The organism is Microtetraspora sp. AC03309 (assembly GCF_020826795.1).
Taxonomy (GTDB): domain Bacteria; phylum Actinomycetota; class Actinomycetes; order Streptosporangiales; family Streptosporangiaceae; genus Microtetraspora; species Microtetraspora glauca.
The window spans coordinates 1-13829 of sequence record NZ_JADDIL010000129.1 but is presented as its reverse complement, the minus strand read 5'-3'; the positions used below and the strand labels follow the sequence as shown (position 1 = coordinate 13829).

General features: G+C 61.7%; 11 protein-coding genes. 8 read left to right on the top strand and 3 right to left on the bottom strand.

The genetic code is table 11. The features are described from left to right. A partial coding sequence (locus IMZ11_RS40525) for a hypothetical protein (RefSeq protein ID WP_228648540.1) occupies nucleotides 1-2624 on the top strand: 2624 nt, incomplete at its 5' end. 337 nt (nucleotides 2625-2961) lie between these two features. Here the strand turns inward: IMZ11_RS40525 and IMZ11_RS40520 are convergent. Then, nucleotides 2962-3180 carry a hypothetical protein gene (locus IMZ11_RS40520; protein ID WP_228648538.1) on the bottom strand — a complete coding sequence of 73 codons (219 nt, stop codon included), beginning with the start codon at nucleotides 3178-3180 and terminating at the stop codon, nucleotides 2962-2964. A gap of 188 nt (nucleotides 3181-3368) precedes the next feature. Here IMZ11_RS40520 and IMZ11_RS40515 point away from each other — a divergent pair, with 188 nt between their 5' ends. The 3 genes from IMZ11_RS40515 to IMZ11_RS40505 all read left to right on the top strand — a co-directional run bounded on the left by IMZ11_RS40515 (nucleotide 3369) and on the right by IMZ11_RS40505 (nucleotide 7755). Further along, nucleotides 3369-5291, top strand: coding sequence for a PP2C family protein-serine/threonine phosphatase (locus tag IMZ11_RS40515; RefSeq protein WP_228648536.1), 1923 nt, complete (start codon nucleotides 3369-3371; stop codon nucleotides 5289-5291). Nucleotides 5292-5788: 497 nt separating this feature from the next. Beyond that, nucleotides 5789-6802 (top strand): toll/interleukin-1 receptor domain-containing protein, encoded by a 1014-nt coding sequence (locus tag IMZ11_RS40510; RefSeq protein WP_228648534.1) that lies wholly within the window; start codon nucleotides 5789-5791, stop codon nucleotides 6800-6802. Between the two features lie 98 nt (nucleotides 6803-6900). Further along, a complete protein-coding gene (locus tag IMZ11_RS40505; protein ID WP_228648532.1) occupies nucleotides 6901-7755 on the top strand; it encodes a toll/interleukin-1 receptor domain-containing protein in 855 nt (284 codons plus the stop codon). A 190-nt stretch (nucleotides 7756-7945) separates the two neighbouring features. On the opposite strand, the gene IMZ11_RS40500 is transcribed toward IMZ11_RS40505, so the two are convergent. Next, nucleotides 7946-8641 carry a hypothetical protein gene (locus IMZ11_RS40500; protein WP_228648530.1) on the bottom strand — a complete coding sequence of 232 codons (696 nt, stop codon included), beginning with the start codon at nucleotides 8639-8641 and terminating at the stop codon, nucleotides 7946-7948. 495 nt (nucleotides 8642-9136) lie between these two features. Here IMZ11_RS40500 and IMZ11_RS40495 point away from each other — a divergent pair, with 495 nt between their 5' ends. The 3 genes from IMZ11_RS40495 to IMZ11_RS40485 all read left to right on the top strand — a co-directional run bounded on the left by IMZ11_RS40495 (nucleotide 9137) and on the right by IMZ11_RS40485 (nucleotide 12709). Next, nucleotides 9137-9928, top strand: coding sequence for a DUF1883 domain-containing protein (locus tag IMZ11_RS40495; RefSeq protein WP_228648528.1), 792 nt, complete (start codon nucleotides 9137-9139; stop codon nucleotides 9926-9928). A 488-nt stretch (nucleotides 9929-10416) separates the two neighbouring features. Then, nucleotides 10417-12180 carry an IS481 family transposase gene (locus IMZ11_RS40490; RefSeq protein WP_228648542.1) on the top strand — a complete coding sequence of 588 codons (1764 nt, stop codon included), beginning with the start codon at nucleotides 10417-10419 and terminating at the stop codon, nucleotides 12178-12180. 154 nt (nucleotides 12181-12334) lie between these two features. Then, nucleotides 12335-12709 (top strand): hypothetical protein, encoded by a 375-nt coding sequence (locus tag IMZ11_RS40485; RefSeq protein WP_228648526.1) that lies wholly within the window; start codon nucleotides 12335-12337, stop codon nucleotides 12707-12709. Here IMZ11_RS40485 and IMZ11_RS40480 read toward each other — a convergent pair. After that, on the bottom strand, nucleotides 12678-12926 hold the full coding sequence (locus tag IMZ11_RS40480; RefSeq protein ID WP_228648523.1) for a winged helix-turn-helix domain-containing protein: 249 nt from the start codon (nucleotides 12924-12926) through the stop codon (nucleotides 12678-12680). The two genes, IMZ11_RS40485 and IMZ11_RS40480, sit on opposite strands and share 32 nt — an antisense overlap. Before the next feature lie 117 nt (nucleotides 12927-13043). On the opposite strand from IMZ11_RS40480, the gene IMZ11_RS40475 reads away from it, so the two are divergent. Further along, the coding region (locus IMZ11_RS40475; protein ID WP_228648521.1) for an SAM-dependent methyltransferase at nucleotides 13044-13829 on the top strand (786 nt) is incomplete at its 3' end.

Genomic DNA, 13829 nt, shown 5'->3' with positions numbered 1-13829 from the left:
CGGGCCACCTCGACCACGCCCACCTGATCGCCAGCCACGCCGAAACCACCGCCCGCTCCATCACCAACTCAAACGCCCAAGCTCAGGCGCTCACGCAGCTGGTAACGGCACTAGCCCATATAGGACGCCTAGATCATGCCGAAACTACCGCCCGCTCCATCAACCACCGGGACGCCCGAGCCCAGGCGTTCACGCAACTTGTAACGGCACTAGCCAGTGCGGGCCACCTCAACCGCGCGGAAACCATCGCCGGAACCATCAAGAACGCGAACGCCAAAGCTCAAGCGCTCACACAGTTGGTAGCGGCACTAGCCGGCGCGGGCCACCTCGACCACGCCCGCCTGATCGCCAGGCAGGCCGAAACTACCGCTCGCTCCATCACCAACCGGGACGCCCGAGCCCAGGCGCTGACGGAACTGGTGAGAGCACTGGCCGGCGCCGGCCACCTCGACCACGCGGCAGTTCTCGCCCGCTCCATCACTCATCTAGAGGCCCCCGCTCAAGCGCTCACGCAACTGGTAGCGGCACTAGCCAGCGCGGGCCACCTCGACCGCGCGGAAGCCATCGCCCGCTCCATCACCGACCCGGACGCCCAGGCTCAAACGCTCACACAACTGGTAACAGCATTGACCGGCGCAGGCCACCTCGACCACGCCCGCCTGATCGCCAGCCATGCGGAAGCCATCGCCCGGACCATCAACAACGCGAACACCGAAGCCCAGGCGCTCACACAACTGGTAACAGCATTGACCGGCGCGGGCCACCTCGACCACGCGGAAACCATCGCCCGCTCCATCACCGACCCGGACGCCCAGGCCCAGGCACTCACACAACTGGTAACAGCATTGACCGGCGCGGGCCACCTCGACCACGCGGAAACCATCGCCCGCTCCATCACCGACCCGGACGCCCAGGCCCAGGCACTCACACAACTGGTAACAGCATTGACCGGCGCGGGCCACCTCGACCACGCGAAAACCATCGCCCGCTCCATCACCGACCCGTATTACCGAGCCCAGGCGCTCACACAACTGGTAACAGCATTGACCGGCGCGGGCCACCTCGACCACGCGAAATCCATCGCCCGCTCCATCACCGACCCGTACTCCCGTGCCCAGGCACTCAGGCAACTGGTGACCGCACTGGCTGATGCGGGCCACCTCGACCACGCGAAAACCATCGCCCGCTCCATCACCGACCCGTACTCCCGTGCCCAGGCACTCAGGCAACTGGTGACCGCACTGGCTGATGCGGGCCACCTCGACCACGCGAAATCCATCGCCCGCTCCATCACCGACCCGTACTCCCGTGCCCAGGCACTCAGGCAACTGGTGACCGCACTGGCTGATGCGGGCCACCTCGACCACGCGAAAACCATCGCCCGCTCCATCACCGACCCGTACTCCCGTGCCCAGGCACTCAGGCAACTGGTGACCGCACTGGCTGATGCGGGCCACCTCGACCACGCGGAAACCATCGCCAGGACGATCGCCTACCCAGATGCCCAAGCCCAGGCGCTCACACAACTGGTGACCGCACTGGCCGATGCAGGCCACCTCGACCGCGCCCTCGTGATCGCTGGCCATGCGGAAACCATCGCCCGAACCATCAACCATCCAGATGCCCGAGCTCAGGCGCTCACGCGGCTGGTGACGGCACTGGCCGATGCAGGCCACCTCGACCGCGCCCTCGTGATCGCTGGCCATGCGGAAACCATCGCCCGAACCATCAACCATCCAGATGCCCGAGCTCAGGCGCTCACGCGGCTGGTGACGGCACTGGCCGATGCAGGCCACCTCGACCGCGCCCTCGTGATCGCTGGCCATGCGGAAACCATCGCCCGAACCATCACCAACTCAAACGCCAAAGCCTGGGCGCTCACACAACTGGTGACGGCACTGGCCGATGCAGGCCACCTCGACCACGCGGAAACCATCGCCAGGACGATCGCCTACCCAGATGCCCAAGCCCAGGCCCTCACGCACCTGACGACGGCAGCGGCCCACGTAAATCGCCTTGATCATGCCACAACCATCGCCCGCTCCATCAACAACGCGAGCGCCCAAGCCCGGGCACTGACGCGGCTGGTGACGGCTCTGGCTGATGCGGGCCACCACGACCACGCCCGCCTCATAGCCAGCCACGCCGAAACCACCGCCCGGACCATCAACAACGCGAACGCCAAAGCCCAGGCGCTCACACAACTGGTAACAGCACTAACCGGCGCGGGCCACCACGACCACGCCCGCCTCATAGCCAGCCACGCCGAAACCACCGCCCGGACCATCAACAACGCGAACGCCAAAGCCCAGGCGCTCACACAACTGGTGACGGCTCTGACTGATGCGGGCCACCTCGACCAGGCCGAAGCCATCGCCCGGTCCATCACTCATCTGGACTACCGGATCCAGTCCATCGCTGTAATCGTGGACCATTCTGACTCATCGCAAGGACAACGATTGATGGCATGGGCGCTGACTAACATCCGCTCGACGGCACTTCTCGCAAGTGTCTCGAAGGTCGCCCCGTCGGCAGTACTGAGTACCGCTCAGGCGATTCTCCAAGAGCAGCAACGCATGGCGCTTACTCTACAAGCGGCAACTCATAAGTCGATGAGGACCTGACCGAGCTGATGAACCGCCAACCACCTGCCTAAGACGTTCCTTTCATGCGGAGATAGCTTCCTGCGCAATCAGCACGACCGTCCGCTTTTCAGGCGGAACAATCACCCAGCCCGCACACTGAAGACCGTGCTCAGACGGTCATATGCGACTGCGGCAATGTGCCCTTGGTGGCCGACGTTGCTGTCACCGCTGCTGTCACCGCTCCAGCATGCACACCACGATCTTCTGATCCGTAGCCAGTGAAACGCGCCAGCTTCGGCGGGGAGAGCGCATCATCATTTCCACCGAAGCCGGGCGGTTCACATCTTGGCGAAGGTAACCCATCCTCGCAGTCGTATCAGTCACCGTTGTTGTCAGTGGCGCCGCTGACGATCTGGTTGAGCAGCCCAATCGCGCCTGCGGTAGCTGCTCCAGCGGCCAGGATTGCCCCGGCGGCCGAACCGACAGCGAAGTAGGTGAGAACCGCAGCGGCTGCGCCGAAGATCAGCGACAGACCCAGAATCAGGGCGGACCGAACGGACAGGAGCGTGGATGTTGACTGAACCGGGCGAGGCACGGGATTCCTCTCATTCATACCGCCCGCGCATGGCGAGGCGGATACGGGTGCTCGGTTCTAGAAAGCCAGAATCCACGGGGGTTGCGCTGCACTTGCAACAGTCACAGACGGGGGTTGCGGACATTCGGCAACAGTCGCGATGACTGCGGCGCATCGCGGGAAGCGGCCGGGACGGTGATGATGGGCAGGTGAGCGAGATCGCCCGCCGTCCAACCGAGTTGAAACCATTGAGCCCAGAGCTCAGCCCACAGGTGATGGTCTGGGCAGCAGAGTTGCGAGCCCAATTCACCGCCCTGGGCATGTCGATCAGCCTGTTCTGCCGACTCCACCCAATCGACAAGGGCACTGTGTCTCGGTACTTGAACGGCAAGCGCGTGCCCGCCGACAGATGGTTCCTCGACAAGATTCTGACCATACGCGCAAGCACTGGTACCCCCGTGACCGACGAGGTCCGCGCGCATCTGGTCGAGCTTCAGATGGCCGCTCTCAAGGTTGCCCACCCGCACGAGTACCGGGTCCGGAAGGTCAGCGACGCACTGGAGATCGCCGTCACGAGCTGGAAAGAAGCCGAGCGCTACGCCCAGACTCTGGAGCATCAGCTCACAGAACGCACCCGGACCCTCCAGGATCTAAGCACGGAGACCGAGCGTCTGCGTGCCACCTGGGATCACGATCGCACTCGATACCACGAGGAGATCACCCACCTGACCCAGGAACTAGACCTGGCCCGTGACCGAGCCCGCCGAGCAGAACACCGCATCCAGGTGCTCGCAGACCTTCTCGACCAGCTGGAGACCCAGCAGCCGGCCCAGGGCGAGTTCGCCGCCGACATCACTCACGTGCGGCTCAACCTGCAGGCCGCGACTGCTCTGCTGGCAGAGGCACTCACCCTGGAGCAGGTCGTCCAGGCCATCATCAACGTGGGACACACGGCCCTGGCCGCGGACCATTCGGCGGTGGCGCTGCTCGACCCCAACCGAGCCGTGCTGACGTTGCTCAGCAACGGCGGCATCCCGGAGCTGGAGGGCGCGTCGGGCGGCGAGATCTCGCTGTCCCGCTCCAGCGTGATGACCATGGCGGTCAACAGTCGCCGCCCGGTCTTCGCGGAATCCCCCGGCCAGCTGCGAGCCCAGCTCATGGACGCCTGGGGCGACGAGGACGAGATCGACAGGATCATTGAGCACAGCGACGAGCGGGCTTGGGTGGGCCTGCCACTACTGGCCGCTGGCCGCGCCGTGGGCGCGCTGCGGTTCTCTTTCACCCGCCCTCAGAAGGTCTCCCAGGAGGAGGGCGTCCTTCTGGAGGCGTTCGCCGGACAGTGCGCGCTCGCCGTCGAGCGGGCCACCCTGTTCGAGCGGGAGCATCATACTGCGGAGACGCTCCAGCGCAGTCTGCTGCCCGACAGCCTGCCGGTGGTGCGCGGCCTGGTGCTCGCCCAGCGCTTCCGCTCGGGCAGCCGCCACGTACAGGTCGGCGGCGACTGGTACGACGTGTTCGTCCTCCCGAACGGCCGGGTCGCGACGGTGGTAGGCGACGTGATGGGCAAGGGCGTCAAGGCCGCCGCGGCGATGGGCCGGATCCGCGACACCGTGCGGGCGCTCGCGCTGACCAACCCGCCGCCCGGTGCGGTTCTCACTGGCCTCGACCGTGTGCTCGAGACGACCGAGGAGCCGGAGCAGATCGCGACCCTGGCATACATGGTTATCGAGCCGGGCACTGGCGAGGGCACGCTGGCGCTGGCCGGGTACCCGCCGCCCCTGTTGCTCTCGCCCCAGGGTGTGCCGCTGCTGTACGAGGGCGAGCAGGGTACACCGCTCGGCTGGCCGACCAACCGCAGGCAATTCCGGTTCTGCGTCCCGCCCGGCCACACCGCCGTGTTCTACTCTGACGGGCTTGTGAAAAACAGGAAGCGCGGCCTGGACGTCGGGCTCGCTGAGCTTTGCTCTGTAGCGACCGAAGTGCCGCCAGAAATTTCCGGAAGCCCGCACATGCTCCTTGATTTCCTGATGGATCGCATGCTGGCGGGGCACGAGGAGGATGACGACATTAGCGTGATTGCAATTCATGTTCCTCCTCCAAGCCCGTCATCGGAGAAGGGGAACAATCAGTAGCTGACGCGTTCTGTCGCTCTGCCCCGGCCTGGGCCTGGGAGCTGCTCTGGATCCGCCGGGAGGACGTCGACCTCAACGGCGCGAAGCTTAAAGTCAAGGGTGTTAGCACCGCTGCACGATCTGCATCCTACGTTGTCTCTGAGGCCGTGACCGTTTTGGCGAGCGGTTTTCAAGAGCGCTGCGTTCCGAGTAGCCGTAGGGCTTCCCACCAGAGTAGAGACGTCGCACCAGACTTCAACCGCAGAAGATCATCCCGCGTATAGCCCGCACGGCCGATTCAGCACCTTGGCGACGTGTCGACTAACGAACACCACTTGTCCACAGCAGGCGGTGATCCTGTACACAGTTTTCGTTCGATACTATAGCCACTCTAAACGTAACATATGAGACTTAAGGCCTCAGATTCGTCCTTATAGGCACGAAAGTGGCGAATTGTCCACAAAGCATTACTTGACTTCAGGTTGAAGACGGAAGCCACGCGTAGCTATCATTGAAGGATGTCCTGGCCAAAGTATGGATTCAAGGAAAACCCCTACAAGTATGACGTCTGCCTCTCATTTGCCGGAGAACAAAGAGGATACGTAGAAGCCGTAGCAGAAAACCTACTAATCGAGGAAGTGCGAGTATTTTACGACGACTTCGAAAAAGTTGACCTATGGGGAAAGAATTTATACGACCACCTGAGCCAGGTATATTCGCAAGCTGCTCGATTCTGTGTACTTTTCGCCTCCAAAGAGTATGCCAGTAAAGTATGGACTACACATGAGCGACGTAGCGCACAAGAGCGCGCTATGGGCGAGAACGAGGAGTACATCCTCCCGGTCATTTTCGATGACACTAAGATACCGGGACTTCTCTCGACGGTGTCGTACGTCGACGCAAGAGTAACAACTCCAGAAGAAGTCGCCCAGCGACTGATCTCCAAAATACGAGCGGCCGAAAAGATTGGCTACGTGCCGCCGAATCCGCTTGCGTTGTATCAGACATTAAACATTAGCACCAAAGAAGAGAAGGAAGCGGTACTCGCGGTAGCTCAGAGTTTTGCGCGAAACTTCTCCAGAGCTACACATCAAGAGCGAAGGCTTTTCTTCTATCTCATCCTCCGAGCGTGCCCTCATGGACGGATGTCGGATCCTCACGTAGCCATCCAAACGCTAGAGCGTGAATTTGGGGCAACTCTCGACGAAGTCGAAGATACACTAGAAAAGATGGCTTCACTAAATGTGAGCTACTCCTTCTCCAGCTATTGTCAAGGAGTTCCTTCCAACAACGCTCTACACATTCGATGGGATAGTGCTGACCCTTTCGTAGATCCTAATATAAGGGCGTACGCGAGAAACTATTCAAATCGTATTGCTTCGGCCATGATTCGAGCCGCCATCACGCATATATGCGAAGATTGCATTGAAGAATTGATAGTGAATCTTGACTTCTCGAATCTGGCCAATGACATCTCCGAAACTCTGGCTAAAGATATGCCGGAGGCAGACTTTTTGCCCTTCCTTGAGTGAATTCGTTTTATTCATCCGAGCGCCAGCGCGGCAGCATATAGCGCGCTTCTAGCGCGAACCATCAGCAGAAATCGACCGACATTGTAGGGGTAGAAATCATGCCTATTTTCATTAGCTATTCCCATCAAGACGGCAACTTTGTTGATCGCCTTGCGCAACAACTCGTACAAAACAAGGTTCGAATCTGGATGGATAAATGGGAACTCCATGTTGGCGACTCTTTAATATCGAAGATTCAGGATGCCATTACCGACGCCAGTGCATTGTTGGTGATCCTTTCGCAATCATCGGTAACATCAGCATGGTGCCAAAGGGAATTAAACGGTGGCCTCATGCGAGAATTAGACGAGCGCCAAGTGATTGTTCTACCTGTTTTGATTGAAGATTGCATGATACCCATATTTCTGCGAGACAAGCTATATGCCGACTTTAGGCATAATTTCGATGATGGACTAAATGCCGTCCTTGAGGCGGTTGCGCGCATTTCAAATGCAGCTATGGGGCGTATAGACGAAGCCGATTACCATATTGATTGGGCGCTTGACTGGCAGGTATTTGAAGACGATGCTGAATTTCGCCTCACGCTGGTAGAGCAGGCGTTAGGCCAACCGTACACCGTCCTGACCTTGGCTGAGATAGCAGTGGATCAGGAAGCTACACTTGCCTACCTTGAGACGGAACGTCAGCGGGGTACGGAAGAGGCACAGAAAGAAATTGTTTCGGCTCTTGTTGCCGCAACGAATAAATTGGGTGGAACAACCTTCATCCTTAAGGATCAATTCGAAATAAGCGAGCGATTCCAGATTATCCACAATGGACTGCACTATTACATAGGAATTTCCGCTCGGCGACTAGGCGTAGACACGGGACGGGATTTATTGGTTCGGGTAGGTGAGCAGTTTCAGAATATTCTAACTCAGATGGAGAACGTGACTAACGGACCCACAAAATAGAACCATATGCTCTTCTTTTCGAGTCCATGAGCCAAACCACGAAGAAGCCGCAGGTCATCGGCCGATAACCTAGGCTCGTATGGCGTAGGCGATGAGGACTCGAACCCTAACCTTCTGACCCGTAGGTTCCAAACGACCTCCAAGACAGTTCGGATCTGTCATCGTGATGCGCGCTACACTTGCCCTGTTGTCAGTGACTTTCGCCTAGCGCACCCGTCCGGGTGTCTGAAACCAGCATGGCCTCCGGCTCGCGCACTCCGGCGAGCGCAGCGAAGCCCATTGCGTAGCGGTGAATGTTGCCCTGGATCGCCTGGAGTTCCCGGCGGCAGGACGTGTTCTCTCCCCATGCGGACTCGGGAAGATTGGGGTGCCCCTTCTCAAACTCCTGAAGTCGTGGGTGCCACTTGGACAGGAACGGTCGGAGTTCTAGATTAAGCATAGTGATCGCCAGGTACTCCACTGTTTGTCCCCCGGGTACTGGGGTCGAAGGACGTGTGGTCTTAAGAATCTCGCGAGTTGTCGCGAACAGCCCGTATAGCGAGGACAGCGCCTCTCGAAGAAGGCCCTCTTCCTCGTCTAAGGGCTGGATCGAGATCCTGGTCACTGTCTCGACGAACAGCTTCCAAGCCACCGTTCGGCTCTCATTGTTTACGACGAATGTCAGTTCGCTAATTTGCGGAACGGTGATCTTCACTTCAGTCAGCCTGGCTGTACGGTTGTAGAGCTGAAGCGCGATGACGGCGGCGACGCCGGCCACCGCGCCCGTCGCAACGAACAGCCACCTGCCGCCAGCCTCGGTAAGCTCGAAGACGATGAATCCCACCATCGCGCCCACGACAACGGCGGTCAAGTGACGGAATAAAAGTCCACGAACAATCGCGGTCATGCCTGCCCTCATCCACATCTCACTTTTCTGCTGGTCGCGACAACTACGATTCACCTAATGATCTACTAATAACATAGCAATCGTCGGTCTGCTCAGCACCCGCAGACTGGCTGATACGCATGCGAGGGGCAGGGGGTGTCTGCTGCGTCGTCGCCCCGATGCTCGGTGGGCCGGGGCTGAGGAACGAAGTCCCGGATCGTCGATTGCCCCTGACCGTTTACGGCGGCCGACCACAGTCAGGCGATCGTGAGGGCCGCATCTGTGCGGTGATGTTGTCGGGGCACCAACCGTAGTAGCAGCTCTGACCGTGGCTCTCCCGATCAGTCCAACCTGGAACATCGCCCCTCGCTGGTCCAGACGGAACGAGCTAGTACAACGCTGAACTGCATGCATCCCAGGCAAGGCTGCAAGCCTGGCTGCGCCGATCGCTTCCTTAACTGTCCGTGGCAACGGCTATCTTCCAGAGCAACTGATTCACACTCCTGGAGGGAATCGATGGAACATCTGTACAACGATCTTGGCAATCTAAAGAAGGGCGCAACGGTCATCGTTAGGTTGCGCAATCAAGCTAACGTGCAGTTGATGGCCCGTAGTGAGTACAACAACTACAAGGCAGGACGTAGATACCGATACTACGGCGGACGAGCTACCAGGTCGCCGTTCAGCATCGTCGTGCCGAGCAACGGGCACTGGGTCGTGGCTATCGACCTCGGAGGCTACGCAGGGCGAATCAGTGCCAGCGTGGCCGTGCAGCCTCCACCTCGTGGCTTTCTTCCTGAGACGCGAAGCTCTCGCAGCAACCCGCTGGACGATATCGCCGTCCGAGAACCCGAAGAACCCACCGGCGACATGCTGGGTGGACAGACGTGGGACGTCTTCATTTCTCACGCAAGCGAGGACAAGGCATCGGTCGCCCGCCCACTGCGCGCAGCTCTCATTTCCTTGGGGGTCAGCGTCTGGCTCGACGAGGCCGAAATGAGAATCGGGAACAGTCTCCGCCGCAAGATCGACGAGGGAATTCGGTCGAGCCGATTTGGGGTTGTCATCCTATCCAAATCGTTCTTCGGTAAGGGTTGGACCAACCACGAGTTGGACGGTCTCGTCACGAAAACCGTGGCCGGAGAGCAGTCGCTTCTCCCCATCTGGCACGAGCTCACCGGCGACGACGTGAGGGTGTACAGCCCCTCACTCGCCGACAAGATCGCGCTCAGCACTCAGAGCTACTCCATCGAGGAGATCGCCCAGCAAATCGCTGACGTCGTACTTGGTGAGGAGGACATGGCTTGATTCCTGCTGCTCATGGGCGGGGCATGGCAGCTCCATTGCTTCGACACAGGGGCCGCAGGAGTCCTGCTCTGGCAAGGGGAACCTCCAGAGGCTCTGAAGCCAAAGCTGAATCGGGATCAGAGTCGAGCGGCCGGCACTAATGCGAAGCAAGCGGAGCGCCGCAAAGTGGTTGGGGCTGGCGACGGCGCATCGCTGGAGTCGACGGGTGCGTTGGATGCAGCAGGCGCGCGGGCGGCGACGGCCGGGACCGGCCGGAGAGCCGCATGCCCGGCCGGCTGGCCGACCGGCGCGCGATGCGGGCCGCCGCAGGCGGGCCGCTTTAAAGGCGTAGAGAAAGTTCTCATCCGCCACTCCTGAACCGCCCTGTCCTACCTCGGTTGATGCTTGACACCGCGACTTCGGTTGATGCTTTACACCCCTTCGGCTGACCTGGCTTTTATGTGATCGGGTGACGATCACAGCGGGAGGTCGGGTTGGCGCTGGTGGAGCTGAGCGTCATGGAGCAGCGGTATCGCGCTGTGTTGGAAGTAGAGGCAGGATGTCCGGTGACTGAGGTCGCCCAGCGATATGGAGTGTCCCGGCAGTCGGTGCACGCGTGGGTGCGGCGGTATCGCAGCGGCGGTCTGACCGCGTTGGCCGATCGCACGCACCGGCCCGACACCTGTCCCCATCAGACGAGCGGGACGGTAGAGGCACTGGTGTGTGAGCTGCGCCGCGATCACTCTCGATGGGGACCTCAGCGGTTAGCGCATGAGCTGGATCAGCGGGGTGTCGATCCGGTGCCGTCGCTGGCCACGTTGTATCGGATTCTGGTCCGCAACCTGCTGATCACGCCGGGGCAGCGGCGGCGGCCACGCTCGTCTTATGTCCGCTGGGAGCGGCCGGAGCCGATGGAGCTGTGGCAGCTGGATGTCATGGGCGGGGTGTTCCTGGCTGATGGGCGGGAGCTGAAGCTGATCAGCGGGATCGATGACCACTCGCGGTTCATCGTCATCGCGCAGCTGGTTGCGCGCGCGTCGGGGCGGGCGGTGTGCCAGGCGTTCGCCACCGCGATGCGCACCTTCGGCGTGCCGGAGGAGGTGCTGACCGACAACGGCAAGCAGTTCACCGGCCGGTTCACCAAGCCACGCCCGACCGAGGTGCTGTTCGAGCGGATCTGCCGGGAAAACGGTGTCACGGTGCGTAACACCAAGCCGCGGTCACCGACCACGACCGGGAAGATCGAGCGCTGGCACAAGACCGTGCGGGAGGAGTTCCTGTCCGCCCATGAGGCATTCGCCAGCCTGCAGGCCGCTCAGACGCTGCTTGATGCGTGGGTGGCCGACTACAACACGGTCCGGCCGCACCAGGCGTTGGACATGGCCACCCCAGCTGACCGGTTCGCCAAACGCGCCAATTCGCAGACGGCAGCAGGTGAGGCGCTGCCGCTGCGCCTGCCGGCGGATCTGACCCTGCTGCCGAGCTCGTCTGCCTCGCCGCACGACACGAGGGCCGTTGTCACCGAAGCCGTGCCTGTGGCGGTGGAGGTGGAGCGGGTCGTCCCGGCGAGTGGGAACCTCACCGCATGCGGACGTCAGGTCTGGCTCGGCCCGGCTCGCGCCGGGCAGCAGGTCACCATCTGGGCCAGCACCACCACCATGCACGTGTTCATGGACGAGGAACTGGTCAAGACGCACCCGGTCACTCTCACCGAGAAGGACTTGGCCCGTTTGATGACACAGGGTGGACGGCCCGGCCGCCCTTGTCCGGTAGCCGCGCTGCCTGCAGGACCGCTCGCCGCCGACACCGTTGTGGAGATCGACCGGACCGTCAACAACGCCGGCTGTGTGGGCATCGGCGGCACGCTGGTCAGCGTCGGTGTCCCGCTGGCGGGCAAACGCGTGACGATCCGCCTCGACGCCCAAACCATGCGGGTCATTGCCGACGGAGTACTGGTGCGTACCAAGCCAAGTCCACTGGCCTCGGCGCAACGCGGCCGTCTGCAAGGTGCCCGGCTCGCGCACACCACTCCCGTCCCTTCGCAGGGTTTCCCTCGAGTGGAGCGGGTCGTGGCCGGTAACGGCACGCTGCTCGTGGCCGGCTGCAAAGTCCAGGTCGGTCAGGTCCACCGGGGCAAGGTCGTGACCGTCGTCCTTGAAGACACCCAGTTGCGCATCCTGCATCAAGGCCAGGAGCTATCGGTCCATCCCCGCACCGTCATCAAGGAGGTCAACCGGACCAGAGCAAGCGGCCACATCGACTACGGAATCTAGGCCGGGTGTAAAGCATCACCCGAGATCGATCCGTCAAGCATCAACTGAAGGTTGACACACTCCTGAACCGCCGATCACGGGCACCGTCGGCCTGGTCGTCTATGGGCTGGCTGACAGATCTCCCGTCAGCGCGGATCATCAGGGGATGCCGCCTATGATCCCGATCGAGCCTCGTCCGTTGAACAATGCGGAGCGCGTGCTCCTGGAGCACATCCTGCGCTTCGATGGGATCGCCCCAGAGGAATGGTGCGCTCAGCTCGATCAGGTGGAAGTCGTCGGCGTCCAGGATGAACGGTCTGCAAGCATCTGGCTCGGCGTCGCTGGGACGGGACGGGCTTCCGAGCCCAACTCGGCCTTGGCCCTGAATATCGGCGTCGTCGACGCCGAGGGCAGGGAGATCGGCGCACTGATCGTTTGGGCGGAAGACGGCGTCCGGCTTGCCGGGCTTGACTGCCTCTACGACACCGATGCCCTGCCGCCCCTGGAGCATCTACGGATCAGTCTGTCGCCTGATCCTCGGGAGCCTTGACGAAGGAGCCCATGCCGGGCTCGGTATGGATCAGGTCTGCCTGCCGGAGTGCGCGCATGACCTTCTGCGCGGTGGCGTTGGCAATGCCGAACTCTTCGATGAGATCAACTATCGACGGGATGCGCTCGCCTGGCTTGTACTGCCCGGAGTGGATCCGATCGCAGATGATCTCGAAAACCTGCCTCCATCTGGGCTGATTCGGCTTGAGTTCGACCATGCCGCTGAACGTAGGAGATCACCACACGCCATGGCGATGGACGGCATGCCGCCGTACGCTATAGCCGCCATAGCTTTATGAGCTTATGATGAGGTCCCCCCCGGAAAGGAGGACGTCATGCCAGACGGATCACCCTTCGCTACCCCCACCGCGAATATTGCCCGAATCTATGACTACCTCCTCGGCGGTAAGGACAACTTCGCCGCGGATCGGGCACTGGCTGACGAGGTCTTGCGGCTCGTCCCACAGTCCCGGACCCATGCGCGGCTGAACCGGGAGTTCCTCGTGCGGGCGGTGCGGTTCCTCGCTGGCGAGGCCGGGATCACTCAGTTCGTCGACATCGGGTGTGGCCTGCCGACCCGGCGCAACATGCACGAGGTCGCCCAACAGATCAATCCAGACGCTCGCGTGGTCTATGTCGACAACGACCCGATGGTGCTCGTGCACGCGCGGGCGCTGCTGGCCACCAACGCCAATACGAGGGTGGCAGACGCCGATCTCCGTACGCCGTCCAGCATCGTCGGGTATCCCGCCGTGCTCGACCTGATCGACTGGTCCAAGCCGGTCGCGGTCCTGCTGGCGGCCGTCCTGCACTTCGTCACCGACGCCGACGACCCTCGGCGGATCATCGGTGAACTGTGTGAGGCGATGGCGCCGGGCTCCTACCTGGTGATCTCCCATGTTGAGAGGCGTCCCGATGTAGAGGCGGCGGCCAAGCTCTATCGGGATGCCAACGCGCTGGTCGTGCCGCGTACGGCTGAGGAGATCGCCGCGCTGCTGCACGGTGTGGACCTGGTGGAGCCGGGCGTGGTCCGGCTGCCGCTGTGGCGCCCGCCGGAGCTTGAGATGTGGCCCGAGGAGCTGGACCCTCCGCTGCTCGGGGCCGTTGGACAGGTGGCCTCC

Bases quoted from the DNA above. Each gene is read 5' to 3' on its own strand.
- IMZ11_RS40495 (WP_228648528.1), top strand. From the start codon at position 9,137: ATGGAACATCTGTACAACGATCTTGGCAATCTAAAGAAGGGCGCAACG.
- IMZ11_RS40485 (WP_228648526.1), top strand. From the start codon at position 12,335: ATGATCCCGATCGAGCCTCGTCCGTTGAACAATGCGGAGCGCGTGCTC.
- IMZ11_RS40510 (WP_228648534.1), top strand. From the start codon at position 5,789: ATGTCCTGGCCAAAGTATGGATTCAAGGAAAACCCCTACAAGTATGAC.
- IMZ11_RS40480 (WP_228648523.1), bottom strand. From the start codon at position 12,926: ATGGTCGAACTCAAGCCGAATCAGCCCAGATGGAGGCAGGTTTTCGAG.
- IMZ11_RS40505 (WP_228648532.1), top strand. From the start codon at position 6,901: ATGCCTATTTTCATTAGCTATTCCCATCAAGACGGCAACTTTGTTGAT.
- IMZ11_RS40500 (WP_228648530.1), bottom strand. From the start codon at position 8,641: ATGACCGCGATTGTTCGTGGACTTTTATTCCGTCACTTGACCGCCGTT.